24 protein-coding genes and 1 tRNA gene are annotated in these 25,213 nt (G+C 62.4%); 17 read left to right on the top strand and 8 right to left on the bottom strand.

The genetic code is table 11. From position 1 onward, the window contains the following. Window positions 1–87: 87 nt before the first annotated feature. The 9 genes from QX071_RS17955 to QX071_RS17915 all read left to right on the top strand — a co-directional run bounded on the left by QX071_RS17955 (window position 88) and on the right by QX071_RS17915 (window position 8,361). Window positions 88–876: a MetQ/NlpA family ABC transporter substrate-binding protein gene (locus tag QX071_RS17955; protein ID WP_315703958.1), complete on the top strand. Its 789-nt coding sequence runs from the start codon at window positions 88–90 to the stop codon at window positions 874–876. Between the two features lie 402 nt (window positions 877–1,278). Continuing rightward, a complete protein-coding gene (locus tag QX071_RS17950) occupies window positions 1,279–1,590 on the top strand; it encodes a hypothetical protein (RefSeq protein ID WP_315703957.1) in 312 nt (103 codons plus the stop codon). Next, window positions 1,526–2,755: an LLM class flavin-dependent oxidoreductase gene (locus tag QX071_RS17945; RefSeq protein ID WP_315703956.1), complete on the top strand. Its 1,230-nt coding sequence runs from the start codon at window positions 1,526–1,528 to the stop codon at window positions 2,753–2,755. Before QX071_RS17950 ends, QX071_RS17945 begins: the two co-directional genes overlap by 65 nt. Window positions 2,756–2,777: 22 nt before the next feature. Then, window positions 2,778–3,863 (top strand): ABC transporter substrate-binding protein, encoded by a 1,086-nt coding sequence (locus QX071_RS17940; RefSeq protein ID WP_315703955.1) that lies wholly within the window; start codon window positions 2,778–2,780, stop codon window positions 3,861–3,863. After that, window positions 3,860–4,711, top strand: coding sequence for an ABC transporter ATP-binding protein (locus tag QX071_RS17935; protein WP_315703954.1), 852 nt, complete (start codon window positions 3,860–3,862; stop codon window positions 4,709–4,711). The genes QX071_RS17940 and QX071_RS17935 overlap by 4 nt, the downstream gene beginning before the upstream one ends. Beyond that, complete coding sequence (locus QX071_RS17930; protein ID WP_315703953.1) at window positions 4,708–5,568, top strand: ABC transporter permease; 861 nt, start codon at window positions 4,708–4,710, stop codon at window positions 5,566–5,568. The genes QX071_RS17935 and QX071_RS17930 overlap by 4 nt, the downstream gene beginning before the upstream one ends. Continuing rightward, window positions 5,558–6,340, top strand: a complete 783-nt coding sequence (locus tag QX071_RS17925) for an ABC transporter permease (protein WP_315703952.1) — start codon at window positions 5,558–5,560, stop codon at window positions 6,338–6,340. Before QX071_RS17930 ends, QX071_RS17925 begins: the two co-directional genes overlap by 11 nt. Window positions 6,341–6,353: 13 nt before the next feature. Then, the gene (locus QX071_RS17920) at window positions 6,354–7,208 is read left to right on the top strand and encodes an NADPH-dependent oxidoreductase (RefSeq protein ID WP_315703951.1); all 855 of its coding nucleotides are present in this window, start codon (window positions 6,354–6,356) and stop codon (window positions 7,206–7,208) included. 226 nt (window positions 7,209–7,434) lie between these two features. Further along, window positions 7,435–8,361: a TauD/TfdA family dioxygenase gene (locus QX071_RS17915; protein ID WP_315704289.1), complete on the top strand. Its 927-nt coding sequence runs from the start codon at window positions 7,435–7,437 to the stop codon at window positions 8,359–8,361. Window positions 8,362–8,409: 48 nt separating this feature from the next. Here the strand turns inward: QX071_RS17915 and QX071_RS17910 are convergent, their stop codons facing one another. From QX071_RS17910 to QX071_RS17900, 3 genes are all read right to left on the bottom strand, one after another. Further along, window positions 8,410–9,252 carry a MetQ/NlpA family ABC transporter substrate-binding protein gene (locus QX071_RS17910; protein WP_315703950.1) on the bottom strand — a complete coding sequence of 281 codons (843 nt, stop codon included), beginning with the start codon at window positions 9,250–9,252 and terminating at the stop codon, window positions 8,410–8,412. Between the two features lie 77 nt (window positions 9,253–9,329). Continuing rightward, window positions 9,330–10,673: an LLM class flavin-dependent oxidoreductase gene (locus QX071_RS17905; RefSeq protein WP_315703949.1), complete on the bottom strand. Its 1,344-nt coding sequence runs from the start codon at window positions 10,671–10,673 to the stop codon at window positions 9,330–9,332. Between the two features lie 63 nt (window positions 10,674–10,736). Then, complete coding sequence (locus tag QX071_RS17900; RefSeq protein ID WP_315703948.1) at window positions 10,737–11,552, bottom strand: class I SAM-dependent methyltransferase; 816 nt, start codon at window positions 11,550–11,552, stop codon at window positions 10,737–10,739. A 391-nt stretch (window positions 11,553–11,943) separates the two neighbouring features. Between QX071_RS17900 and QX071_RS17895 the strand changes: the two genes are divergently transcribed. The 4 genes from QX071_RS17895 (at window position 11,944) to QX071_RS17880 (ending at window position 14,380) form a co-directional block, all read left to right on the top strand. Further along, window positions 11,944–12,288 (top strand): DUF3088 domain-containing protein, encoded by a 345-nt coding sequence (locus QX071_RS17895; RefSeq protein WP_315703947.1) that lies wholly within the window; start codon window positions 11,944–11,946, stop codon window positions 12,286–12,288. 26 nt (window positions 12,289–12,314) lie between these two features. After that, complete coding sequence (locus tag QX071_RS17890) at window positions 12,315–13,754, top strand: NAD(P)-binding domain-containing protein (protein ID WP_315703946.1); 1,440 nt, start codon at window positions 12,315–12,317, stop codon at window positions 13,752–13,754. A gap of 71 nt (window positions 13,755–13,825) precedes the next feature. Next, window positions 13,826–14,278 carry a hypothetical protein gene (locus QX071_RS17885; protein ID WP_315703945.1) on the top strand — a complete coding sequence of 151 codons (453 nt, stop codon included), beginning with the start codon at window positions 13,826–13,828 and terminating at the stop codon, window positions 14,276–14,278. 12 nt (window positions 14,279–14,290) lie between these two features. Continuing rightward, window positions 14,291–14,380: transfer RNA gene (locus QX071_RS17880), tRNA-Ser, on the top strand. 290 nt (window positions 14,381–14,670) lie between these two features. On the opposite strand, the gene QX071_RS17875 is transcribed toward QX071_RS17880, so the two are convergent. Together QX071_RS17875 and QX071_RS17870 are read right to left on the bottom strand one after the other, a co-directional pair. After that, window positions 14,671–16,161 carry a carotenoid oxygenase family protein gene (locus tag QX071_RS17875; protein WP_315703944.1) on the bottom strand — a complete coding sequence of 497 codons (1,491 nt, stop codon included), beginning with the start codon at window positions 16,159–16,161 and terminating at the stop codon, window positions 14,671–14,673. Between the two features lie 45 nt (window positions 16,162–16,206). Further along, window positions 16,207–16,500: an aldehyde dehydrogenase family protein gene (locus tag QX071_RS17870; protein ID WP_315704288.1), complete on the bottom strand. Its 294-nt coding sequence runs from the start codon at window positions 16,498–16,500 to the stop codon at window positions 16,207–16,209. 219 nt (window positions 16,501–16,719) lie between these two features. On the opposite strand from QX071_RS17870, the gene QX071_RS17865 reads away from it, so the two are divergent. Next, window positions 16,720–17,409: a TetR/AcrR family transcriptional regulator gene (locus QX071_RS17865; protein WP_315703943.1), complete on the top strand. Its 690-nt coding sequence runs from the start codon at window positions 16,720–16,722 to the stop codon at window positions 17,407–17,409. Window positions 17,410–17,747: 338 nt separating this feature from the next. On the opposite strand, the gene QX071_RS17860 is transcribed toward QX071_RS17865, so the two are convergent. Then, on the bottom strand, window positions 17,748–18,065 hold the full coding sequence (locus QX071_RS17860) for an NIPSNAP family protein (protein ID WP_315703942.1): 318 nt from the start codon (window positions 18,063–18,065) through the stop codon (window positions 17,748–17,750). A gap of 364 nt (window positions 18,066–18,429) precedes the next feature. Then, on the bottom strand, window positions 18,430–18,819 hold the full coding sequence (locus QX071_RS17855; protein ID WP_315703941.1) for an ester cyclase: 390 nt from the start codon (window positions 18,817–18,819) through the stop codon (window positions 18,430–18,432). A gap of 85 nt (window positions 18,820–18,904) precedes the next feature. On the opposite strand from QX071_RS17855, the gene QX071_RS17850 reads away from it, so the two are divergent. After that, window positions 18,905–19,339 (top strand): MarR family winged helix-turn-helix transcriptional regulator, encoded by a 435-nt coding sequence (locus QX071_RS17850; protein ID WP_315703940.1) that lies wholly within the window; start codon window positions 18,905–18,907, stop codon window positions 19,337–19,339. Window positions 19,340–19,477: 138 nt separating this feature from the next. Here the strand turns inward: QX071_RS17850 and QX071_RS17845 are convergent, their stop codons facing one another. Beyond that, window positions 19,478–21,244 carry a B12-binding domain-containing radical SAM protein gene (locus QX071_RS17845; protein ID WP_315703939.1) on the bottom strand — a complete coding sequence of 589 codons (1,767 nt, stop codon included), beginning with the start codon at window positions 21,242–21,244 and terminating at the stop codon, window positions 19,478–19,480. A 1,315-nt stretch (window positions 21,245–22,559) separates the two neighbouring features. On the opposite strand from QX071_RS17845, the gene QX071_RS17840 reads away from it, so the two are divergent. Together QX071_RS17840 and QX071_RS17835 are read left to right on the top strand one after the other, a co-directional pair. After that, complete coding sequence (locus QX071_RS17840; protein ID WP_315703938.1) at window positions 22,560–23,495, top strand: septal ring lytic transglycosylase RlpA family protein; 936 nt, start codon at window positions 22,560–22,562, stop codon at window positions 23,493–23,495. 561 nt (window positions 23,496–24,056) lie between these two features. Next, window positions 24,057–25,211: a D-alanyl-D-alanine carboxypeptidase family protein gene (locus QX071_RS17835; RefSeq protein WP_409977500.1), complete on the top strand. Its 1,155-nt coding sequence runs from the start codon at window positions 24,057–24,059 to the stop codon at window positions 25,209–25,211. The last annotated feature ends 2 nt before the right edge of the window (window positions 25,212–25,213 follow it).

Genomic DNA, 25,213 nt, shown 5'->3' with positions numbered 1-25,213 from the left:
TCATAACCTTATTCATTGGTGCGATTGATACCTGACCGAGCCGGGGCTAGTGACCAGCGGAACCTGATTGTTTCGTTGGAGACTTGCATGCGTAGCCTCGTCGTAGTCGTTGCCACCTTCTTATTGCTGGCTTCGTTGCCAGCCCTGCCGGCGCAGGCCGAAACCATCCGTGTCGGCGTCACGGCTGGACCGCATGCCGAGATTCTCGACGTGGTGAAGAAAGTCGGCGCCGAGCGTGGACTCGACATCAAGGTCGTCGAATTCACCGACTATGTCATTCCGAACCAGGCGCTCGCGTTGAAGGATCTCGAGGCCAATTCGTTTCAGCACGAGCCATATCTCAAGAACCAGATCTCGAAAACGGGATGGAAGATCGTCAAGGTCGCGACCACGATCGCGTCGCCGCAAGGCGTCTATTCCCAGAAATACAAGACCCTGGCCGAGCTGCCCGAGGGCGCGCGCGTCGCCATCGCCAACGATCCGTCGAATGGTGCGCGCGGGCTGATGATCCTGGCGCTGCACGGGCTGATCAAGCTCAAGGATCCGAGCAACGTTGCCTCGACGGTCGCCGACATCACCGACAATCCGAAGAAGCTGCGCTTCGTGGAGCTTGACGCGGCCCAGCTGCCGCGGGCGCTCGCCGATGTCGATCTGGTCTCGATCAACAATAACTACGCAGTGCAGGCTGGGCTCAATCCCACCAAGGATGCGATCGCGCGCGAGAACGCCGAAGGTCCGTGGGTCAACATCCTCGCGGTGCGCGAGGAGGATAAGGACAAGCCCTGGGTCAAGCGGCTGTTCGAGGCCTACCAGTCCGAGCCGGTCAAGGCGTTTCTAGAGACACGCTTCAAGGGCGCCTATATCGCGACCTGGTGATCGGGCACAGCGCGCGAGCGTCGGCGAACAGAGAAGGCAGCACGGTCCGCCGGCTTGCAACAGCCTGTCAGCGTCGCCGCCGATACGAAGCGGATCGCAGCGTGCCAAGGAAACCAAAAATTGTTGTCGCGCCCGCGTCATCAGGAAGGACGAGGCGATAAATTTGCTATCGCCGTGGATCGAGCGGTCGGGGCGCATTCATCCAATTGAAATTTTCTCGCCACCTGATCGCATCGAGAACAGAGCGATCGAAAATCGCCCAACTCTGAAATTGCCAGGGATGGTGCGCTGGATGACCATGCTGGTTCGCGCGTCACCCGCGCGATATCGGGAGTTTGAGCATGGTGGCAGGCGCCACATCCGCAAGCCAACGACAACGCCGCGGCACGGGATGTACCCATCGTGACGACCGCGCCTGACTTGCTGTCGCGTACGGCCGATGTGCTCGTGGTCGGCGGCGGCATGGCCGGCGCCTTGGGCTGTCGCGTCGGACGTTGGCTTCGGGACGGCTGGGCCAATATCGCCGGCATTCGGGCTGGGGAGGAATGGGCCGGACAACTTCCGAACAAGCAATGGTTGATGGAAACGGTGTTTCGGCGGGTGGCGAAGCCGCGGCTCGCGCAGCCGATGGACGAGACAAGGGGACAGCATGACGATCATCACACATCGACCGGGAGCATTGGTCGGCTGGGACGGATTTCCTGGACCGGCTGAATGGCCGGAGAGCCCGCTGTCGCAGGCGCTGACGCAGCCGCTGCTGCTCGGATTATTCCTGCCGATCCAGGCCGGCGGCTGGAGTGCGTCGACGCTGCAGCGGACCACGTCTTGGCACTTTGACTACAACCGCGATCTCGTCCTTGCAGCCGAGGGACTTGGCTTCGATCTCGTCTTCGCGCTGTCGCAATGGCTGCCCAAAGGCGGCTATGGCGGCGTGTTCACCGGCGAGGCGCTCGATTCGTTCGTTACGACGGCGGCGCTGACCAGCCTCACCCGGCGTATCATCCTGATCTCGACCATCCACGTGCTCTACGGCCCGTGGCATCCGCTGCATCTCGCCAAATACGGCACCACCCTCGACCACATTTCCAATGGACGCTGGGGCATCAACGTTGTGACCGGCCATCGCGCCGCCGAGCACGAAGCCTTCGGCTGGAGCCGGATCGAGCATGACCGTCGCTACGAACTGGCTGCCGAGTTTCTCGAGGTGTTGCAGCGGCTCTGGGGCGAGACCGAAAACTATTCGTTCGCCGGCCAATCGTCCTGGAAGCTCAACGATGCCTTCGTCACACCGAAGCCCCGCTTCGGCCGGCCGGTCCTGGTCAACGCCACCGGTTCCGATGCAGGCATAGCCTTTGCTGCGCGCTATTCGGACATCGTGTTCATCACCAGTCCGGCCGGCTCGAGCTTCGAGAGTGCGATCCCGGCGCTGCCCGCGCATACGGCAAGGGTCAAGCAGGCCGCGCGTGATCTTGGTCGCGAGGTGCGGACCCTGCTCAATCCGATGGTGATCTGCCGCGAGACCGAGCGTGAGACGTGGGCCTATCACGATGCGATCGTGGCCCATGCCGATCCCGTCGGAAGTTTTCATAATCTCGAAAGCGATGCGCATGCCTGGCGCGGCCGTAGCGGGCTCGATGCACCCAAGCGCCGGGCGATCGGCGGCAATATCGAGGTGATCGGTACGCCGGAGCAGGTCGTCGAGCAGTTCGTCCAGCTCAAGAAGGCCGGCGTCGATGGCCTGCAGCTCTCGTTCTACGATTTCAAGCCGGACCTCGATTTCTTCGGTCGGCGCGTGTTGCCGCTGATGGAGCAGGCAGGCTTGCGCAAGCCGGTGATCGAGACGCCTGCCCATCCTGCGGCGGCACAGGCTGCGGAATAGCCGACAGCAGAGGACACAAACGATGACGTCAATGCGAGAACGATTTTCGACGACGCTGGCCGCGGCCCTCGCCTTTGCAACGCTCGGCCTCGTGCAGGCCGCAGCCGAGCCGCTGACGGTGCGCATCGGCTTTGCCAATGTCGGCGCCGACAACCGCCAATTCTCAGGCGGCTCGTCGGCCGCGATCGCGCATTCCGAGCATTACGTCGAGCAGGAACTCAAGGACAATCCGGACGTCAAGATCGAATGGTCGTTCTTCAAGGGAGCAGGGCCGGCGGTCAACGAGGCCTTCGCCAACAATCAGCTCGATTTCGCCCTGCAGGGCGATCTGCCCGAGATCATCGGCCGTGCCAACGGCCTGAAGACGAAGGTCCTGATCGCCTCCGGTGCGCATGCGCCGATCTATCTTGCGGTGCCGGCGGGCTCTCCGATCCGCAAGGTCGCCGATCTGCGCGGACGCAAGGTGTCGATCTTCCGGGGCACCAACAATCATCTGGCAGCGGTGAAGGTGCTTGCGGGCTACGGCCTGCAGGAGAAGGACGTCCAGGTCATCAACATGGATACCGCGACGACGAACGCAGCCTTGACCTCGCGCGATATCGACGCGGCCTTCGGCAACTTCCCGCTTGCCAGCCTGGTCGACAAGAACATCGCCGAGATCATCTATACGACCAAGGGCGACAACCCGGCCTATGAGCGGCATTCCACGCTGATCGGGCAGGAGGCCTTCATCGCGGCCCATCCGGACATCACCCAGAAGGTCGTATCCGCCATCGTGCGTGCCGCGCGCTGGTCGTCAGAGGAAGCCAACCGGGACGCCTTCTTCGAGATCTCCGCACGCTCCGGCTTTCCAGCCTCCGGCTATCGGTTCGATTTCAAGGACCAGGAGCTGAAATATCGCAACACGCCGCTCATCGATGCCTCGATCATCGAGAGCTATCGCTTCCAGGCCAAGCAGGCCAAGGAGTTCGGCCTGCTTCGCCGGAATGTCGAGATCGATGGCTGGTTCGAGCGCTCCTTCCTCGACAGGGCGCTTAAGGACCAGGGCCTCGTTGGCTATTGGCAGGAATATGGGCCCGACGGCAAGCCGGTGGCGGCCGGCCAATGAGCATCGTGGTTGAGCGGACAGGTCGCGCCGAGACGCCGGCCACGAACGCGGCGACGCCGCGCGGCCGGCTGGAAGTACGCAGCGTCTCGAAGGCCTTCACCGTCAATGGCGCCCCGATTGCGGCACTCGATAACGTCTCGCTGGACGTTGCGCCCGGCGAGTTCGTCGCCTTGCTGGGCCCCAGCGGCTGCGGCAAGTCCACGCTGCTGCGGCTGATTTCGGGGCTCGACCACGACTACGACGGGACCATCGTGCAGGATGACGAAGCCGTCACCGGCCCGAGTCTCGAGCGCGGCATCGTGTTCCAGGAGCCGCGACTGTTTCCCTGGGCAACGGTCCGGCAGAACATTGCGCTCGGCCTCAAGAACGCGCCGATCAGCGAAGCCGAGAAGCGCGAGGCGGTCGCCGCGCACATCTCGCTGGTCGGTCTCGACGGCTTTGCCGAGGCTTATCCGCATCAGCTGTCCGGCGGCATGGCGCAGCGCGCGGCGATCGCGCGCGGGCTCGTCAACCGGCCGCGCCTGCTGCTGCTCGACGAGCCCTTCGGAGCGCTCGATGCTCTGACGAGGGCCCGGCTGCAGAACGAGCTGCAGCGCATTTGGGCGCAAGAGAAGATCACGATGATCCTGGTGACCCATGATGTTGAGGAGGCCGTATTTCTCGGCGACCGCGTCGTGGTGCTGGCGCCCCGGCCCGGTCGAATCTCCCGCAGCTTCGATGTCGTGGCCGACCGGCCACGCGAGCGCAGCGACGATCGGCTGATCCGGCTCCGCGACGAAGTGCTGCGGACGCTCGAGCAGGATGACGGTGACCCGGCAGCCGGCCACGACGGAGGGAGCGACGCATGAGCGACGCCGTCCTCGAAACGGAGCTGCGTCAACGTGGCCTGTTCGGCGCCAGTGGCCTGCGCGAATGGCGCGGTGCTGCCGCGGTCTCGGCCCGCGCCGGGCGCATGAAAGCGTTGGCCTGGGTTCTGATCTTGCCCGCGATCGCGCTTCCGGTCTGGATCATCGGCAGCGAGCGCGGCTCGCTGGCCGAGCAGATCCTGCCTCGTCCGGCCGACGTGCTGCACACTTTCGGTGAGATGATCGCCAGTGGCGAGCTGGCGCAGCATGCCGGCATCAGCCTGCTGCGTGTGCTGTTCGGTTTCGCGGTCGGTGCCGGGGCAGGCCTCTTGCTGGGGGCAGCAATGGGACTGTCGCGGCGGGTGGACGAGCATGTGCGTCCGTTGTTCACCGCGATCGCGCAGGTGCCGGCGCTCGCCTGGATTCCGCTCGCGATGCTGCTGCTCGGGATCGGCGAGACGCTGAAGGTCGTCGTCATTGCCAAGGCCGCCTTCGTGCCGGTTACGATGAACACCAGTGCAGGGATCGCCAACGTACCACGCGCGCTGGTCGAGGTCGGAGAGACGTTCCGTTTCACGCGGTTGCAGATGCTGCGCCACGTGGTTCTGCCTGGCTCCGTGCCGCCGATCTTCACCGGGCTGCGCTATGGTCTCACCCATGCGTGGATCGCGCTGGTCAGTGTCGAGCTCCTCGCTTCATCCGAAGGTCTCGGTTATCTCTTGGTCTGGGGTCGGCAGATGTTCTGGCTCGACACGGTGCTGGTCGCGATGACGGCGATCGGCGTAATCGGCTTCGCCAGCGACAAGTTGCTGGCGACCGTCGAGGCTCGGCTGCAGCGGTGGCGGACCGATGGCGTCTGACGATCTCAGTACGCGATCTGCTGTAGTTACCCTGCGGCGCGGTCTCGTGCTGCCACTGCTGTTATTGGCTGTGTGGGAGGCCGGCAGTCATTCCGGCTTGGTCAATCCGCAGTTCCTGCCGCCGCTCGAGAAGGTCGGCCGGGTCGCCTGGCAGGAATTCAGGAGCGGCGAACTGCCTTTTGCGCTGGCGACGAGCCTCAAGCGCGATCTTCTCGGCTTTGCGCTCGGTGCCAGCATCGGGATCGTCGTCGGCCTTCTGCTCGGACTGTCTAGAATCGCCGATCGCATCTTCACGACCTGGTTCAACGGTCTCAAACAGATTGCGCTGCTGGCCTGGATTCCGCTCATCTCGCTATGGTTCGGTTTCGACGAGGCCGCCAAGATCGTCTTCATCGCGCTCGCTGCGGCCATTCCCGTCATCCTCAACACGGTCGAAGGCGTGCGGTCGACCTCGACGAAGCTCCTGGACGTCGGCGATGTCTTCAGGTTCAGCCGCCTGCAGCTGGCCTGGTCGCTCTATCTGCCTGCCGCAACTCCCTCGGTGCTGACCGGGCTCCATCTCGGCCTGATCTATGCTTGGCTTGCGACCATCGGCGCCGAGTATTTCATGGCGGCGGGGCCCGGGATCGGCGGCCTGATCATCTCGGGCCGCGAGCGCTTCGAGATGGCGCTCGTGATGTTGGGGATCGTCGTCGTGGGACTGGTCGGCTTCGCGGTGGATCGAAGCGCGACGCTGCTCGAACGGCGGCTGGTGAAATGGCGCACGGCGTGAATGAGGAAGCACAATGACGATCATTGAAAACACGACGGCGATTGCCGCGGAGGACGACATCACGGCAGCGCTGCGTAAGCGCTACGGCGCGCACGTTCCCGAGATCGCGTCAGGCGCCAACGACATCCTGGCGCATCTCCTGGCGCATCGTTCGATCCGCAGCTATCGGCCGGACCCGGTGCCGCGGCAGACGGTGGAGACGCTGGTGGCCGCGGCGCAATCGGCCGCGTCGTCCTCCAACCTGCAGACCTGGAGTGTCGTCGTGGTCGAAGATCAGGCGCGCAAGCAGCGTCTGTCTGAATTCGCCGGCAACCAGAAGCACATCCGCGAGGCGCCGCTGTTCCTAGTCTGGCTCGCCGATCTGTCGCGTGCGGAGCGTCTGGCGAAGCGGGAAGGGCGGCCCGATGAGGGACTCCATTTCCTCGAAACGCTTCTCGTTGCCGTCATTGACGCGGCGCTCGCCGCCCAGAATGCTGTGGTCGCTCTGGAATCGCTCGGGCTTGGGTCGGTCTATATCGGCGCGATCCGCAACCGCCCGCAGGCTGTCGCCGAAGAGCTTGGCCTGCCGCCGAACGTGCTCTCCGTGTTCGGCCTGTGTGTCGGTTATCCCGATCTTTCGGCGGGCGAGGACGTCAAGCCGCGGCTGCGGCAAAGCGTGATCGTGCATCGCGAGCGCTATGCCCCGTCCGACGAGGTCGACGGAATAACGGCCTATGACGAGACGTTGCGCGGCTTTCAGACCGCCCAGGGCGTTGCCGCGATCGGATGGCGTGAAGCGGTGCTCAACCGGCTCGGTTCGGCAAAGGCGCTCAACGGCCGCGACAAGCTCGTGGATGCGTTACGTGCGCTCGGCTTCGGGCTGAAGTAGCAGCAGAACTTGCGTTGTTCTCGTAACCTCGCCATCCGCCAGTTGCTCGTTCCTCCGGATGCGCCAAGTTTGAAAGCCAATTCTGCCGGCTTTGCGTATAGTTTTGGTTCGAACGTCATTGTCAGCGTGGTCCTGACTTCGTGCGACGAGGATCTGCTGACGCCGACGTGCAAACAAAACCGTATCGCATCGGGAGCATGCCATGGCCACCGTCCACTCAGTTTCGATATCAAATCCGCTTTCGGGCCGTTCGATTCCGTTGTCCGACGTGTCCAGGCTGTCGGCGCGGATCGGCGCGGAGATCCGCAACGTGAGATTATCGGGCGATTTGCCCAATGAAACCATCAAGGAGATCAACGATCTGCTGCTGCAGCATCGCGTCATCTTTTTCCGCGGTCAGGATCATCTCGATGATGCCGAGCAGGAGCGTTTTGCCAAGCAACTCGGCGATCTCGTGCCGCATCCGACGGTCGGCTCGATCAAGGGCACCGCGTCCATTCTCGAACTCGATTCCGCGCGTGGCGGCGGTCGTGCCGACTCCTGGCACACGGATGTGACCTTCGTCGATGCCTATCCCAAGGCTGCGGTGCTGCGTGGCGTCGTGATTCCAGAGTACGGCGGCGATACGATCTGGTCGAATACGGCTGCGGCCTATCAGGACCTGCCGGCGCCGTTGCAGCGGCTCGCGGACGAGCTCTGGGCGGTCCATAGCAATGCTTACGATTATGCCGCGACTCGCACGCGGGCAACGGAGGCAGATCGCAAGCATTTCGACGAGGTGTTTACCGGTACGATCTATGAGACCGAGCATCCGGTCGTTCAAGTCCATGCGGAGACCGGCGAACGAACGCTCGTGCTTGGGAATTTCGTTCAGAGGTTCGTAGGACTTCGTAAGGGCGACGGTCAGAAGCTGCTCGAACTGTTCCAGTCCTACATCACGGCGCCCGAGAACACGGTACGCTGGCGCTGGCAGGCGGGCGACGTGGCGATCTGGGACAATCGGGCCACCCAGCATATCGCGGTCAACGACTATGGTGATCAGCACCGCATCGTGCGGCGCGCCACCATCGACGGCGGCGTTCCGGTCGGCATCGACGGCCGGCGTAGCGTCACGCGCATCAAGGCGCCGAAGCCGGTCGGCAAGGCCGCCTGACATTATGGCGAAGGCCCGCGACGTCGCGCGGGCCTTCGTCCTTGATGCTCACTTCATGTAGTCGGGCAGGGTGAAGCCGTCATAGAAGCGATCCGCTAGGATCGCGGCCTTGAAGCTCGGTGATTTGTACGCCGCCGCGATGTCCTTCGCCCAAGCGGTCTCGGCATTGCCACGCTTGACGGCGACCACGTTGATATAGGGCATGGTCATCTTCTCGAGGGCGAAGGCGTTGGTCAGTTTCAGGCCACTGAAGATCGCGAAATTGCCCTGGATCGCCGCGAAGTCGACGTCGTCGAGCGCGCGCGGTGCTTGCGCTGCCTCCAGGGGAACGATCTTGATGCCGCCGGGATTCTTGATCACGTCGAGCTCGGTGACGTCGACCGGCTTGGAGTCGCGAATTTCGATCAGGCCGAGGTCGCGCAGGATCCACAGCGCGCGCTGCAGGTTGACGGGATCATTGGGCACCGCGACCTTGGCGCCTGCGCCGATCTTCTCGCCGAGCGCGTGCTTCTTGGAGTAGATGCCCATGGGCGGCGTCGGCACATGCACGATGCCGACGAGATCAGTGTTCTGACGCTCGTTATAGGAGTTCAGAAACACCGTGTGCTGCATCACATTGGCATCGATTTCGCTCTTGAACACGGCATTGTTGGCTTCAAGCCCGGTCGAGAATTCGACGTAGCGGATCTGATAGCCCTTTTTCTGAAGCTCGGGCGCGACGCCGACTTTGAATTCGTCGATATAGGGACCGGGGACGAAGCCGACCTTGAGATCCTTCTTCTCCGGCGCTTGCTTCTCAGGACCTTGGGCGAATGCGCCGGGACCGGCGAATGTCTGAACGGTGAAGGCGACCAAGAGGCAAAGGAAACGTAGTCTGGTCATTATCGGCATGAGACGTCCGGGGCTTGGGGCAAACAAAAGGCGGCGCGATGCCTCGCATGGCATCCGCGCCGCCGTGAGATCAGGTCTCAGGCGATCGCCTGGACCGGATGAGTGTAGGCGCTCGCCGGCCGCTCGAGGCCGTAATGCTCGCGCAACGTCTTGCCGGTGTAATCCTCGCGGAACAGGCCGCGCTTGCGCAGGATCGGCACGACGTGCTCAGCGAACAGGTCGAAGCCGCCCGGCAGCCAGGGTGGCATCACGTTGAAGCCATCGGCCGCGCCCTGCTCGAACCAGGTCTGGATGTTGTCAGCGATCTTCTCCGGCGTGCCTGCGATTACCCAATGGCCGCGCGCGCCGGCGAGACGCTGGATCAGTTGCCGGATCGTCGGCTTTTCCCGGTCGACGATGTCGACCACGAGCTTGAAGCGGCTGGCGACGCCACGCGCTCCGTCCGTCTCGATCAGATGCCGCGGGAACGGCCCGTCCAGGTCGAAACCGGATAGATCGAGGCCCAGCATCTGGCGCAGCTGGACCAGCGAATATTCGGGTTGGATCAGTTTGTTGAACTCGCCCTGCAGACGGTCTGCCTCGGCCTGCGTCGAGCCGATGAACGGGCTGATGCCGGGAAGAATCTTGACGTGGTCGGGATTGCGGTCGAGCGCACGCGCCTGGCGCTTGATGTCAGCATAGAACCCCTGCGCGCTGGCAAGCGTCTGGTGCGCCGTAAAGATGGCCTCGGCAAACCGCGCAGCGAAGGCCCGGCCGTCATCAGAGGAGCCCGCCTGCACATAGACCGGCCGTCCCTGCGGCGAGCGCGGCACGTTGAGCGGCCCGCGCACGCGGAAGTATTTCCCGACATGGTTGACCGGATGAACCTTGTCGGTGTCGGCAAAGATGCCGGATGCGGGATCGTTGACGACGGCGTCGTCTTCCCAGCTGTCCCATAGCGCCGTGATGACGTCGAGGAATTCCTTGGCGCGCTCGTAGCGCTCCTGGTGCGGCGGATGTTCGGGCAGGCCGAAGTTCTGTGCCGCCTGCGGGGCGCTGGTCGTGACGATGTTCCAGCCGGCGCGACCGCCGCTCAGATGATCGAGCGAAGCGAACAGGCGGGCGAGGTTGTAGGGCTCATGATAGGTGGTCGAGGCGGTCCCGATCAGGCCGATGTGGCTGGTGGCCGCGGCGATGGCCGACAGCCAGGTGATCGGTTCGAAGCGGAAGCGCTGCGCGTAACGGACATTGTCCGCCAGCGCGGGACCATCAGCAAAGAAGATCGCGTCGAACTTGTAGTGCTCGGCAGTACGGGCCAGCTGCTGATAGTAGCTGATGTCGAGCGCCCGGCTTGCCGCCGAGCCCTTATAGCGCCACGCAGCCTCGTGATGGCCGCCCGGATAGATGAAGAGGTTCAAGACCAGCTGGCGGTGGTGGCTCATGGGGCGCTCATGTCTTGGGACTTGGATAGGAGAGGTTGACCGAAGGTCACCGGCCGTAGATCGCTAGTCGGGCTTGCGTGCAAAGGCATAACGTAGGTAACGCGCAAGTCTCAGTCCCTCCGGTGTCCGATGAGCTTCGACCAGCTCGGCGAATGCGGCGCGAATCCGCCTGCCTTCGGCGTAGGTGAAGCTGTCCAGGAAGTTTCCGAATGCGCTGCTCTCGGACCAGCCGAGCAGTTCATCGACGTTGCCGTGGGTCTCGACCAGGGTACGCAGCTCGCTCTGGTAGCCGACGAAGCCCGCCTGCTCGAATAACGAACGAAGCTCGTCGTCGGTGGCCGCATAGACGCCATGGGCGCTCAGCCGGCCTTCATCAAGTCCGGCTGCGGCAATCGCGCGGCGCAGCAGGAGACGCGACTCGTGGGGGGCAGTCGGATCCTGGATCGTGAGCCCGATCCGGCCTCCCGGTCGAAGTGCCCGACGGGCTTCCTGTAGAACCATCCGCTTGTCGGAGATCCAGTGCAGCACGCTGTTGAGATAGATGACGTCGAATTCGCCTTCTCCGAAGCGCGAGAGATCCTCGGCACGGCCGGTATCGAAGGCGAGGTTGCTGGACTGGCGCAGCCGGGCGATGGCGATGCGGCTTTCGAGAGGGTCGATGCCGACGACGCGACCGCCGGGTCCGACGAGATGAGCCGCAAATTCCGCAAGCCGGCCCGTTCCGGCGCCGACGTCGAGTACGCGTTCACCGGGCTTCAAAGCGAGCGGCTCGAGCAGGAGCTTGCCATGGTTGAACTGGATGACGCCGAGCTGCTCATAGGTGCGGGCGAGCTCCGGCGTGTCCTGGTGGAGGCTGATGACGGCAAGAGGGTCTGACATCGCGATATCCGTCCGAGCGCTGCGGCCGAAAGAGGCATGGGAGGCGGCCGTACAGGATTGAAATCTACCGGCTTCATCCCGATGCTGTCGATGAAATGGAATTGCATTGTTGTCGACGAAGCGAGCATGAACGCATCGTCCGCAGCGCGGACGGATGCTGCGCATCTTTCGAAGAAAGAATGAGTTTCGTCTGGCGAGAAGCACGGGCCGACCGGGAATGCAGGTAGTTCAGAGCGAACACGTAGTTCGTTTCACGATCATCGGCTTCGTCAGCCGATCATTGCATCTCTGCGAAAACAAAGCTTGTTCTGTTTCATTGACCAAGGTGCGATCGCTCGTAGGATAAATGGCGAGATCGTTGCTCTCGATCGTTTCCCCGGAAGGGTACAGCATGAGCGGAGATCGGCTATTCCTGCTAGCGCCAGGGTTTCGGGATCCGGAGCGGCCGGGCCGCTTCTTCGTATGCCCGCACTGCAATGCGATCGAGGGGCTGCTCGGTTCGTTTCCGGGTCTTGCAACCCAGATCGAAGTCCATCGGCTACCGTTCGAAAAGCCGAGGCTGGCGATCATGGACCTGCTCGGCGAGGGGCATCAGTCACTTCCGGTCCTAGTGTTCGACGATAACAAGCCGGTGCCGGACGAGGCGCAGATCGCCAACGGCAGGCGTTTCATCGACAGTTCCGAACGTATCCTGCACTACCTGGCGGACCGCTACGGCTTTCCGCATCTCCACTGACCTCCATCATCCTTCGGAGACGACGCATGCCAAAACCAGACCTCGACCAGGCCGCGCGCGACACGCTGCGGCTGATCGGCCCTGATCCGCAGAACTGGGTGCCTGATCGCGACGGCGTCGACCACAACGTCGTCGTGGTCGGCGGCGCTCATTCCGGCAGCGCCTTTGCGTTCGCGCTGCGCCGCGCCGGCATCGGCAAAGTCGCCATTATCGACGCAGCTCAGGATGCGGCGGCCAGCGGCATCTGGCTCACGACTGCGCGGATGCACAAGCTGCGAACGCCGAAGGCCCTGCCGGGGCCCGAGCTCGGCCTTCCGGGTCTGAGCTTTCAGTCCTGGTACGAAGCGCGGCATGGCGAGGCCGCTTATTCGGAAATCGACCGGATCCCGCGCGTCGACTGGGCTGCGTATCTGGATTGGTACCGGTCCGTACTGAACATTCCGGTCCAGTACGGCACTCGGCTGCTGCGCATCGAGCCGGTCAATGACCATCTGAAGCTGCACATCGAGCGTGACGGCGCGACGCGGATCGAAACCACGCGCAAGGTCGTCCTGGCCAACGGCTTTCTTGGAGCGGGTGGCCCCCATGTCCCCGAAGTGATCGAGAGCAGCCTTCCGCCGTCGCTCTATGCGCATACCTCTCAGGCGATCGATTTCACGGCGTTGCGCGGCAAGTCCGTGGCTGTGGTCGGAAGCGCGGCTTCAGCATTCGATGCGGCTGCGGCGGCGCTCGAGAGCGGGGCGACGCAGGTGCATCTGTTCGCGCGCCGACATGAGCTCGCCTCCTTGCCGGTGATCCGCATCAGGGGCTATCCCGGTGCCTACGACAATTACGGTACGTTGCCGGATGCTATCCGCTGGCACCAGGCGATCCGCTTCAAGCACGCCGGCTCGACGCCACCGCCGGACGCGATTGCCCGCGCGGTCAAACACCGCAATTTCCATCTGCACCTGTCATCGCCCTGGAGCGAGGCTCGGACCGAGGGAACACAAGTGATCGGAGTGACGCGACGCGGAGAATTCAAGTTCGACTTCGTCATCGCGGGAACCGGCTTTACGGTGGATGCCAGGCGCCGGCCCGAACTGGCTGACTTTGCTGACGAGATCCTGTTGTGGCGCGACCGGTTCAAACCACCTGCTGACGAGCAGGATGAAGGCCTCGGCGCCTATCCCTACCTCGGCTCCGGCCATGAATATCTGGAGAGGCGGCCGGGGCAAGCGCCGCTCCTGAGGGATATTCACGTGTTCAACCCCGCTGCTTTTGTCAGTTATGGCTTGCCGGTCGGCGACATCCCGAGCTTCAGGCGCGACATTCCGGGCGTTGTGGCCCGGATCAGCCGCGATCTGTTCCTGGCCGACCTGCCGGCGCATGAAGTCCGCATCAACGGCACCGTCGATCCTGATTTCAACGCTGAACTCTACGCGTCGGCCATCTGGCGCGGGCCGCTCGAGGTCGCTGCCGAATAGCCGGAGCGGCCGGTGCTCGTGCGCCGCGTGGCGAGCGTAATCAGGGCTTCTGGAGGTTGGAGCTGCCGACCTTGTTGCGCAAGGACGCCTGGGTCCCGGTCGTACCGCCCGGCAAGTGCGATCCCGCCCATGCACCAATCCGGCGCGGCGTTGGTGTTGCGGCTTGTTACATCGGCGCCACGATCACGGCGCGTTCGCTGGCCACGCGCAGCCACGCCTGGACCACGGCGCTTGGCCTGGCGCGCCTCAGCGACGGTCTGCTCGATCGATTCTGCTTGATCGCGGTTGGCCAGTTCACCGGGGCGCGGGGAGAATTGGAGATGACCCAGCAATCCTGTTGCGTACCGACCGCGCAGCTCACGAAGAAGAAAGGCCGAGAAGATGTCGGAAACGCTCAACGCCTTGGGGATAAGTCTCCTCAAATCGTGCCCCCAAGGCAACGGGGTCAACGTTGCCCCAAGATTGCTCCCAAAAGCCGGTTTGTTCGCAGACTGTTCTTGACCTTCCACCTACTAACTGCTTGATAAGTCTACATCGGAAGGGTGGCCGAGTGGTTTAAGGCACCGGTCTTGAAAACCGGCGTACCCGCAAGGGTACCGTGGGTTCGAATCCCACCCCTTCCGCCAGCTCCGCCGATTGTGCGATTGCATCCGCTTATATCGCCGATTGCCGCAGACGATACGCGTGATCGAGTCATCCGATGATGAAACTTATGGATGGACTGTCATCGGGCGATCCCGTGGCCCTGTTTCTTGGCGGGATTGTTTGTCATCGAGGCCCGTCTCCTTGTCTCGCTCCTTGTCTTGCCGCAGCGGCCGACATGCTGTCCGGCCCTGCGACCCAAGATGCGTGGGCGGCGAAGGAAGGGGTTGTGCGCCCGGCTCCGGCACAGCGGCGCCGGAGCCGGGTTTTTCGCTCAGAGGCGCTCGCCTGCGGCCTCCAGCGCCGCAGCGGGCGTCCAGTTGCCGTGCAGCGACATGCGCAGCCGGAAGGGGATCTTGATACGCGCGACCGGGCCCGCCGCCATCTTCAGCGAGTCGAGCACCAACAGCTCGGTGTTCGCGCCGTTGAGATGGTTCAGCAGCGCGATCACATAGCCGTCGCCCTCGGGCGCATCCACCGCGCGCGGCACGAAGATCGGCTCCTGGAAGCACTGCGCATTGCCAGGATACCAAGCGTCGGTCTTGCCGGTCTTCACATTGACATGGGCCAGTTGGTTGAAGAACTGGAACGGACGCTCGCCTAGGCTTTTGTCAAAAGGCAGCGTGGGATCGAAGGCGAGCACGAAGCCATGCTCGTAGGACTTGCCGGTGAAGCGCTCATCGCAGCGCGGGAATTCGCAGGGATAGGAGGTCAGCGGGAGCGGCTTGAGCGCGTGCTCGTCCGCACCGGAGTCGCCCGGCCCGTTGAGATTGAACGTCCAGCGCATGAGCTGCGAACTGAGCGTCTCCGGGAGCGGAACTGAGCCATCGGCCTGAGGAAAGAAATAGAAGATGTTTCCGGTCGTCACCGGCATGTCGACCTGCAACATGCCGTTGTCCTCGTAGGAATTGAGCGTGTGCCCCTGGAAGCCATTCTTCGGCCCGTGGAACCACATCACATCCTCGGCACTGCCGTCGCGCGGTAGGACGCCGAAAAGCTGCGGCAGATCCGGCTGCCATTGGAAATGCTGCCCGCCCGCCTTCATGCGCTCGACATCCACGGTCAGCGGGATAAGCGGGAAGACGACATGCCGGGCGGTAACGGCGAAGTCGTGGATCATCGCCGCATACGGACCCTTGAACCAGATTTCCTTCTTCAACTTGCCACTGGCGTCGATCTCGAAATAGGCGATGTCGGGCGTGCCGTCGCCTTTCGCCTCATAGGCGAAGCACAGAAGATCGCCGTTGTCGGGATCAATCTTGGGATGGGCGGTGAAGGTGGCCGACTTGATCTGGCCGTTGAAGTCCCAGACGCCGAGCGTCTCCAGCGTCTCGGGATCGAGCGCATAGGGAAGAGCGTCTTCTTTCATCGCCAGCAGGACACCCCCGTGAAACAACACGGTGGTGTTAGCCGTCGTGTTGTTCTTGGCGGCAAGCGGATCGTTGGTATAGAGGTTGCGGTAGACGCCGTTGAGCGAACGCCGTTCGCGCCATTGCGCCATCAGCCGGTCGGTATGGATATAGCGCCGGCGCAGGCTGACGTGGCCGTTCGCGAACTTGAAAGCGGACACAAGGCCATCGCCGTTGAAGAAAATGTCCTTACCGAGCATCGGTGGATAGTAGGAGTCTGGCGAGACCTGAAAGAAGGTGCCATTGATTTCGGGGGACACCGCGCCCTCGATCTCCAGATCGAAGATCTGCGCCTCGATGCGGCTCGGCTTGTAGAGCCCGGTGAACTCGGGGATTTCGGGGAAGGTCATGCTCATGGTCTTTGCTCCTGACATTTGCGATGGATGGCGAACGAGCGACGCTCAGAACGGATAGGCGCGCGGTTCCTGCTGCACGCTGATCCCGTCGTCGGACGTCAGGTCCTGGGTGATCCAGTCGCTGTTGAAGCGGCAGCGACCGCTGTTCTTCTTCCCGCCGAACTTCGTGTTCGGATCGTCGCTGGGGGAAATGTCGTCGATGTGCGTCATCCCCGCCTCGGCGCCCTGCGCGAAACGAAGGTCCCGCGCCGCGTCTTCGGTGAAGACCGCGCTGGAGAGGCCGAACTCGGTGCCACCGGCCATGTGCGGGGCCTCAGCCTCGTTGGCGGCGCGGACCAGCGGGGGGGGGGGGGGCGGATCGGGCTGAATGGCTCCGTGTGGGCCAGTTCCGCTTCATTGCTGACATCACGAGACCCTGTCCCCATAACTGGACGATTTCGTTCAATTATATCGGAACTTTCGTGGGCGTCAATATTCCTGTACGATACCGTTCAATTAAAATTCAGCGGACCGTACCGACGAGCGCGCGGCACGGCCTGTCGAAAGAGGCGATCAATAATGCGAAGAAAGACCGAGGATCGGCGACTGGGCTTTGTCAAAGCCGCCGGAAAGCTATTTGTCGAACGGGGATTTGGGTCCGTCTCCATGGAAGCCGTCGCCGCAGAGGCGGACGCATCGAAGACTACCCTCTATGGCTACTTTCCAAGCAAGGAAGCGCTGTTCGAAGCCTTCGTGAACGAGGCAGGAAAAGGTGGGCTCGAAGAGATGGAGGGAGCCAAGGCGGGAGGCAACCTCAGGGAGGCCCTCCGCCATCTTGGAATGGCCTATCTCGATCTCGTGACCAGGCCAGATGTCGTCGAAGCGAACCGCCTTGTCATGGGTGAGGCCGGACGGCAACCCCAGTTGAGCCGGATATTTTACGACAACGGTCCGCGAAAGACGCTGGTCGTCATTTGTGAAACGATCGGATCGTTGATGGAAAGGGGTTTACTCAGGCGGGCGGATATTCGGCAGACAGCGCTGTATTTCAAGTCACTGTGCGAGGCTGGGCTCGTGGAGCGCCAGCTATGGGGGCTCGATGGAGCGCCCCATGAGCACACCCGACAGGTTGCGGTTGAGGATGCGATCAACGTATTTCTTGCCGCCTTTGCGACGGGCGGAAACTCTGCATCGGAGGCGAGCGGTCGTATCCCCAGGAATGGGGTAGCTGAGGCGGAGCAAGCCGCTCGCAAAACGCGCTGTCCATAGCGCCGTAGCGCGAGAGCGGCTTGCGGCGGTCACCGGCGATTCCCCGGTAGGATCCGGTTGCGGCAGCCAGTCCGGTAGCGAAAACGGATGCCACGCCCCGATGCCGCCAAGCCCGACGTCTATTTCCAGGCGCCGACGAGTTCGACATATCCGAACCCTTTGACCGGCTTTCCGCCGTAGATGCCGGATATCTTGCTTGCGCCCTCATATTTGGTGAGGAAGGGGAGGAAGGACATGAATTCCTTGCGGCGAGGCGCGGATGAACTCTCGGCCGTGGGCGGTCCTCCATTCCAGATGTCACGCGTTTCGCCGGTTACGCTGGCCGTTTCGGTCTCCCGTTACTGGAGAGGAGAGAATGTCTCGGGGATGAGCAATGTCGCCTCCACCGAGCAGAACCAGGCGAAGTCGAAACCCGCCATGTCCGCCTTGAACATTTCACTGGCCATATAACGATCCGTAGCCACCTTGGGATCGACGCCTTCGGGATAGTTGACGAGCGCGACGACTTTCGCTGGATCGCTCGCAACGGTAAACACGCCATGCGTGACGATTCCGAACGCTTTCAGGCTCTCGATATGCTTGGTCCAGATCTCACGGTAGGCCGTAGCAGCCTCGGCGGATTTCAGCGTGTAGGTGCGTATTTCATAGGTCTTCATGAGTTTTCTCCCATTGATGCCGCATGATCGGATGTTGCTACGACCTCGGTTCAGGCCATGGCGGCATGTTCTCGTCAGTTGACGGGTGCCATAAACAAGCGGCGGACCGACGATCTTGTGCCGCGACGTCTGCACTCTCCCGATGGCGCAACCTTTGGCCTGAAGCTCAAACTAAGACCACACTGGTTGACTCCAGCAATTGGCGGAGTGTTGCCAACATGGCGGAGCCTATGCGCAAACGGGAATGGCGCCCGCCCAAGACTGCCGATTCCCGTGCGAAATGCGATATCTGGCCCGATATCAGATAGTTACAACGATCTTGTAGTTCTCATCGCTATCTCGCACGGCTCTTAGCCGCTCCAATCTACACCGCCCCGATCTGCTGCAGGACGCCCAGGCGATCGACCTGCAGCCACGCTCGCGCGAGTTTTCCGTCGCATGCTTGGTAGATGGCAATCCCTTGTTGAACCGCGGTCTTCCCGGTCGGGGCGATGCCGGACAGTGGACCCAGATGCGCCGCCTCGAAGCGCCAGCGAACGCAAGCCTTGTCGCCGTCCGCGAACAAATCCTGGATTTCGAATTGCAGGTCGGGAAAGGCCGTAACCATGCGTTCGACGGTTTGCCGGAATCCTTGCGGTCCCAGTTCGCCATTGGAACCGACGAAGCCGTCCGCCAGATAATCCGGCAGTCGGTCGAGCACGCGCGGATTGAGACAGTCCTCATAAAGGCCTTTGACAAGTTCAGACGGGGTCATGACGATCCTCAGATTGACAGCATATTGTCAATTTACCATTTGACAATATGCTGTCAATATTCGATCGACAATTCGGGAGACCGCCGTGCACAGCCCTCAAAGTGAAGAATTGAGCCGTCTCGTTTGGGACGTCTTGCAAACTGCCAGCCGCCTGATCGAAGCTGGCAACCGGCTGAGCGCTCCCTTCGGCCTGACTGCTGCGCGGTGGCAGGTCATGGGCGTCATCATTCAAGAGCCCGCGACCGTGGCCGATGTCGCCCGGCGCCTTTCTCAAACACGCCAGGGCGTTCAACGTTTGGCCGATGAGATGGTGCGGGACGGGCTCGCAGCATACAGCCCCAATCCGAGGCACGCCCGCGCCAAGCTGCTCGCCCCCACATCGCAGGGCTCTGCTTCGTACCGAAAGCTGATGAAGGAGCAGGCCAAGTGGATGGAAGCTCTGTCCGCCAACCTGCAGCTGAAGGACATCGCTGCTGCACGCGTGCTGCTGGCAACACTCAATTCGGCCTTGGGAAAATAGCCGACCGTCGATCGGGGCGGATCGTACGTCCGACATGAACAATGCGGGTCACCTTCGATCCCCGCGTGCGAATTAAGGGAATCTGATCCCTGCCGCTGCGCTTTATCGCGACGTTCGCATGATCGAGCAAAGGTGCCGTCAAGCCGACGGCGCTTGCGCTTTCGGCTTCTGCGCTTGCTCGACGTGCCGCCGCTGATCGAGAAACGCCTGGCTTGATCGGGTCTTGAACAATTCGAGGTTCTCGGTGTCGTCGACCACCGGCATCAGTGCCTGGTCCATGTAGTCGAGCCGGCGAGGGTCCGTCTTGACCTTGTGCGCCAGCCGGCGAAGCCGGCTCGCGAGCGTCGCCCAGCGGACGGCCTTGACCGCCGTCTCGGCCACATAGCGCGGATAGAACGACCAGACGGGTTCGACCGCCAGATGGGGACGGCGCTCATTCCGGCCCTTGAGCCGCAGCACGCCTCCTTCGAGCGGATGCACATGCTCGATCGGGTGATAGCCTTTGAAATACAGAGCGTAGTTCAGGATCCGGCTGATGTTGTTACCGGTCGCCGCCGCACGTCGCATCAGCGTCTCGATGTGGTCCCAGCTGTAATAAGTCGTCCAGGCCAGTTCATAGGCGCGTTCCCATTCGGCCTTTGACATCGTGGGGTGTGCGACCGTGACGTGATCCAGATCGTATTTATTGAGATCCGGATCCATCGCGACGCGTTGCGAATGAAGCGTCTTGTGGTCTTCCGAACCGGGCAGCGGCGTAAGCAGGAAGAACTCGAGCATGTCGATCGGCAGCTCCTGCTGGATGATCTTGACGTCGCGGACGATCGAAGCGGGGGTGTCGTTCGGGAAGCCGAGGATGTAGCCGCCGACTGTGATGATCTTGGCCCGCTTCCAGGCCAGCATCATCTCGCGATAATCGGTGATCTTGTTCTGACGCTTCTTGGCTCCGGCCAGACTGTCAGGATTGATGTTTTCCAGGCCGATGAAACAACGCCTGACGCCGGCGCGCGCGCATTTCTCGATGAAGCGCGGCAGCTTGTGGCAAAGCGTATCGACCTGGATCGTGAAGCGGAGGTCCCAGCGCTCCTTCTCACGAAGTTCGATGATGCGGTCGAGCAGGGCCTCCCAATCCCGGTTGCGGGCAAAATTATCGTCGGTGATGAAGAAGGCGTAGATGCCCTGCGCGACGTTGGCGCGGATCAACGCCTCGATGTCATCAGCGCTCCGGCGTCGCGACTTGCGGCCCTGCACGTTGATGATGGTGCAGAACGAGCATTGAAACGGACAGCCACGTCCCGCGTCGAAGCTCGTCGTGTGCCCGATCACCCGCGCGATTTGCTGGCGGGGGATGATCGGCAGCGGTCGATCTTCCAGATCAGGCAAGTCGTCGAGGAAGTTGTACAGGGGCTGCAATCGGCCGGCAGCGGCATCCCTCAAAATGAGGTCTAGGCGACCTTCGGCCTCGCCGGCGAATACCGACACGCCAAGGTCCAGCATCTGCTGCACACCGGAATCTTGCTCCGGCAACATTGCAAGCGTGCCGGACACGTGAAAGCCGCCGACGGCAACCGCGATACCGCGGCGGCGGAATAGTTTTGCGAGATCCACCGATCGTGGAAACTGGTTGGATTGGACGCCGACCAGCATCACCATGCCGGCATCCGCCGCCGTGATCGAGCGGATGAGATCATCGACCCGTATGCGCCGGTTCGTTTCGTCTATGGCCTCGATGCTGATGTCGACATCGGCGCCGAGGACCCGGCGCTCGCGACAATCGAGCGCGATACCATAGAGACAGGCCAACGAGTTCGAGGGCAGACCACCGCGCCACCATCGGATGACGTAACCATCATCGTCGTAATGTGACGGTTTGATCAGAACGAGGTGGAAGGACTTGTGCAATCCCACGAGCGGCGCTCCCCTCAGCGGGCCTCAACGTACCCCTTGATGCTCCCGGCGCCAAGCATGGAGGCCCATGAGCCGATCAACTTGTCGCGCGTAGGTTGCTGAGAGAAGGCAGCCGACCTTGTGTAACTAACTGTTACGAGGAGACAGCATCGGCCCATTCGAATCGTTCGCTAACAAATCGTTCGACAGCGCGCTAATAGCAGCGGAACCGATGCGTGCCGATCGAACGCCAGGCTACAATTCCTCACAGCGTGCACAGCCTGGAAAGAGGATTCGTTCGTTTCAATCCGTTTCCATGGAGTCGATTGAACACAATCAGACGACAAAACTGTACGCCCGTCCGTGTGACGCAGCGTTCGGATCGTACAGTCAGAAGGATTGAGCCAAATGCTTCGCAGCCCTTATCAGCTATTCCCAACGGCTCTGCATCCGGGCTTGCAGATAAGGGGGAGCTTGGCTGGTCGGAATCACGGAAGGTGAGGGGACGTTTGTCTATCGCTGTCCCGGGCTTCGCCCCGGCGAATGACAGACTGATCTGGTGAAGAAGTCACACGCCTTAGGTCCGGCCTATTCCCGGGGCACGGTCTCGCGAGGTGACCGAACTCCGGCTCAGGCGAATGCAAACGCGATCAGGCTCGAGCACAGGATCGCGAAGCTTACGGCCGTCAGGGCGAGAAATCCGCCCGAAACGATATCTTGATCTCGCATGGATCACCTCTCGCGTTTGATGCTCACCCGAACTGATCAAAATTTCGGAAAGCCACGTCGCAAAAAGGGAAGCTTCAAGTCATTCCAAGGATGTCATTCCAACCGAGCATGTGATTCCAGATCATGCCAAAGGAGGAACGGGAGTGCCGGCGAACCGGCCGGAACGTCAGGCCCGCGAACGGACGCCTTCGAACGCATGGGCGAGGAAAATGCCGGCGCCGACCAAACCCATGACTGCTGTGATTGCTTCGATCATCGTAAGAGGTCCTTCTGAGCCCCGCGAGAACCAAACGACGCAGGGCCCCGCACAGTCAAAAGGATTCAGTCCCGAAAACTGAGAAGCCCCCCGACTGAGGATTCACGGCAACAGATGTGACATAATGGAAGCACTGGAAACACGGGACATGGCCAAACCGTGCCGCGGCCGCGCCGTTTCCGGGCCAACGCACCGAAGGTAAGCCCTGGTTAACCATGCTAAGCCCACCCCATTTCCGCCGTGTTCAGGTTGCGTTATCCTTACGCATTCAGTCGTAGTGGGATGCGACTCGGGGAAGAAGTCCGGCATTGCCGCCATCGGCGGCCAGCCGGCGAACGGTTATTGGGGTCGATGGAGTTTCGGCGGACAGATCCGGTCGAGAGGGCGGTGCGAGCAACCGTTGCGGTCGCGGCGTGCCTTATGGTCGCGAACTGTGCGTCCTCCAACAAGTTTGCAAGCCGCCTAGATCCGAAATACGGCGTGTCGTCGAGCCCGCGCGTGGTGGCATTCGGCGAGCCCGTGCCCAAGGGCGGTGGCGTCTACCGCGTCGGCAAGCCCTACACCGTGGCAGGGCGCGTTTATGTGCCGGAAGAGGATGTGAACTATCGGGCCGAGGGCCTTGCGTCCTGGTATGGCGACGACTTCCATGGCCGACTCACCGCCAATGGCGAGGTGTTCGACATGGGGTCGCTGACGGCGGCCCATCCGACGCTGCCGATGCCGTGCTATGCCCGCATCACCAATCTTTCCAACGGCAAGTCGCTGATCGTGCGGGTCAACGATCGCGGCCCCTATCACGAGAACCGCCTGATCGACGTCTCCAACAAGGCCGCCGAACTCCTGGAATTCAAGAGCAGGGGCGTTGCGCGGGTCCGCGTCGAATATGTCGGCCGCGCGCCGCTTGAAGGCTCCGACGACCTCCAGCTGATGGCGACCTTGCGCACCGGCACGCCGGCTCCGGCACCGTCGCTGGTCCGCGTGGCTTCGGCGCGGCCGTTCGTGCCGGAGATGCCGGCCCGGGGACATGGGTTGCGCGGCGACGTCCCGATGCCGGAGGAGCGGCCGTACACGCTCGGCAACACCGCCGCAGACGCCGCGTCGGTCGGCGGCAGTTCGGAGCTGTCTGCATCGAGTCGCTCCCGGGGCCGACCGCTGGAGAATCCGCGGGCGGTGGCTTACGACCAAGACGGCGGCTATGCGACACGCACCAGCCCAGCCTCCGCTTACGCTCCCGACGACGGGGCGCAGGAAGCGCGCGACATCCTCAGCGGCCGCGGCCTCTATTGACGCGACGAACACGCCTCAGGCAGGGCGGATGGAGCGCGAGCCATGCTCGCGGCATGCCGGCCGACTGCGGCAGCACGGCAAAAGAAAACCCCGCGGGGCTGGACGCGGGGTTTTCGAGGTCGGCGTACCAGGTTTTCAGGGCCAAGAGGTGCCGACCGGTGATGTATATTTAAGGTTGAATTCTCAAAATGCAACAGCGTTGCCGTGAGGAGTATGTTCTCAGGCAACGCTGCGGCGAATACTGGGCCCTGAAATATCCCCAGTGAGAGTGAGTCGCAGTATCGTGGGAAAAAGTTCAGCCGCGATGGAACTATTTCCAGCATCCTGCTCGCGCTTGTACTGCTCCTGTTCTGCTGTTGGAATTTCTGAGCACCTGCCGTTGCGGCGGAGGACGACGGGCGATGTTGTTTGCGTCCGGGCCAGCTGTTACAACCCGCTCGCTCCGGGGCCCTGCCGATGGCATTGAAAATCTTACCGTTCCGCCGATCCGTCTCGACCTCCGGGCGCTCCCTGGGCGCGCTGCCCGCTCTCGCGCTTGCTCTGATCATCGCCTGGAGCGGCGTGCTCCACGCCGCCAACCAGAGCGTGCAGGGCGCACGCAAGGACGAGGGCGGCTTCGAGGGGGATGCGCCGACCGCGATCCTGATCGAAGCCAGCAGCGGCAGCGTGCTGTTCGAGAAGAATGCCGACGAGCTTCGCGCGCCCTCCAGCATGATGAAGCTGATGACCGCCGAAGTGGCATTCCACGCGGTTCAGGAGGGCACGGTCAAGCTGACGGACGAATATCGAATCAGCGAGAACGCTTGGCGCAAGGGCGGGGCGCCCTCGGGCACCTCGACCATGTTCGCCGCCATCAACAGCAAGGTCTCGGTCGACGACCTCCTGCACGGCGCCATCATCCAGAGCGGCAACGATGCCTGCATTGCGCTCGCCGAAGGCATGGCAGGCAACGAGAAGATCTTCGCCGCCGACTTCATGACCAAGCGCGCCCGCGAACTCGGCCTGGCCAAATCGACTTTCGCCAATTCCAACGGGCTGCCGGACCCCGGCAACAAGATGACCGTGCGCGAGCTCGCGATGCTCGCGCGCCACATCATCCTGGACTATCCGGAGTTCTATAAGCTCTTTGGCGAGAAGGAATTCACCTGGAACAAGATCCGCCAGCTGAACCGCAATCCGCTGCTGAATGCGATGGAAGGCGCGGATGGGCTGAAGACCGGCTACACCAAGGAGGGTGGCTACGGCATGGTCGGCTCCGCGGTGCAGAACGGCACCCGGCTGATCGTCGTCGTCAACGGGCTCGAGGATTCCGAGGATCGCGCCAGCGAAGCCAAGAAGATGCTCGAATGGGGCTTTCGCAATTTCGAGACCCGGACCTTGTTCGCGGCCGATCAGCCGATCGGCTATGCCAGGGTCTTTGGGGGAGAGAGCCGTTCCGTCAAATTGTCCAGCCCCGAGCCGGTCAAGGTGATGGTCCAGAAGAACGGCACCGACAAGCTGATCGCCCGCATCGCCTATAGTGGACCGGTGCGTGCGCCGATCGAGCAGGGGCAGCGAATCGGGGTTGTCAGGATCTGGCGCGGCCCCAATATCGCCGTGGAGACCCCGATCTATGCCGCCGAACCGATCGCCAGGGGATCGACGATGCGGCGCGCAATCGACGGCGCCAGCGAGCTGGTGATCGGCCTGTTCCGCGCTGGCGTCGAGAAGCTGTAGAA

It is taken from the genome of Bradyrhizobium sp. SZCCHNS1022 (genome assembly GCF_032484835.1).
Lineage (GTDB): Bacteria > Pseudomonadota > Alphaproteobacteria > Rhizobiales > Xanthobacteraceae > Bradyrhizobium.
This window is presented reverse-complemented; position numbering and strand designations above follow the sequence as displayed.

Coding starts and splice junctions, on each gene's coding strand:
- QX071_RS17940 (WP_315703955.1), top strand. CDS start 2,778: ATGACGTCAATGCGAGAACGATTTTCGACGACGCTGGCCGCGGCCCTC.
- QX071_RS17925 (WP_315703952.1), top strand. CDS start 5,558: ATGGCGTCTGACGATCTCAGTACGCGATCTGCTGTAGTTACCCTGCGG.
- QX071_RS17855 (WP_315703941.1), bottom strand. CDS start 18,819: ATGACCCCGTCTGAACTTGTCAAAGGCCTTTATGAGGACTGTCTCAAT.
- QX071_RS17875 (WP_315703944.1), bottom strand. CDS start 16,161: ATGAGCATGACCTTCCCCGAAATCCCCGAGTTCACCGGGCTCTACAAG.
- QX071_RS17865 (WP_315703943.1), top strand. CDS start 16,720: ATGCGAAGAAAGACCGAGGATCGGCGACTGGGCTTTGTCAAAGCCGCC.
- QX071_RS17910 (WP_315703950.1), bottom strand. CDS start 9,252: ATGCCGATAATGACCAGACTACGTTTCCTTTGCCTCTTGGTCGCCTTC.
- QX071_RS17930 (WP_315703953.1), top strand. CDS start 4,708: ATGAGCGACGCCGTCCTCGAAACGGAGCTGCGTCAACGTGGCCTGTTC.
- QX071_RS17900 (WP_315703948.1), bottom strand. CDS start 11,552: ATGTCAGACCCTCTTGCCGTCATCAGCCTCCACCAGGACACGCCGGAG.
- QX071_RS17945 (WP_315703956.1), top strand. CDS start 1,526: ATGACGATCATCACACATCGACCGGGAGCATTGGTCGGCTGGGACGGA.
- QX071_RS17935 (WP_315703954.1), top strand. CDS start 3,860: ATGAGCATCGTGGTTGAGCGGACAGGTCGCGCCGAGACGCCGGCCACG.
- QX071_RS17860 (WP_315703942.1), bottom strand. CDS start 18,065: ATGAAGACCTATGAAATACGCACCTACACGCTGAAATCCGCCGAGGCT.
- QX071_RS17840 (WP_315703938.1), top strand. CDS start 22,560: ATGGAGTTTCGGCGGACAGATCCGGTCGAGAGGGCGGTGCGAGCAACC.
- QX071_RS17905 (WP_315703949.1), bottom strand. CDS start 10,673: ATGAGCCACCACCGCCAGCTGGTCTTGAACCTCTTCATCTATCCGGGC.
- QX071_RS17890 (WP_315703946.1), top strand. CDS start 12,315: ATGCCAAAACCAGACCTCGACCAGGCCGCGCGCGACACGCTGCGGCTG.
- QX071_RS17920 (WP_315703951.1), top strand. CDS start 6,354: ATGACGATCATTGAAAACACGACGGCGATTGCCGCGGAGGACGACATC.
- QX071_RS17955 (WP_315703958.1), top strand. CDS start 88: ATGCGTAGCCTCGTCGTAGTCGTTGCCACCTTCTTATTGCTGGCTTCG.
- QX071_RS17895 (WP_315703947.1), top strand. CDS start 11,944: ATGAGCGGAGATCGGCTATTCCTGCTAGCGCCAGGGTTTCGGGATCCG.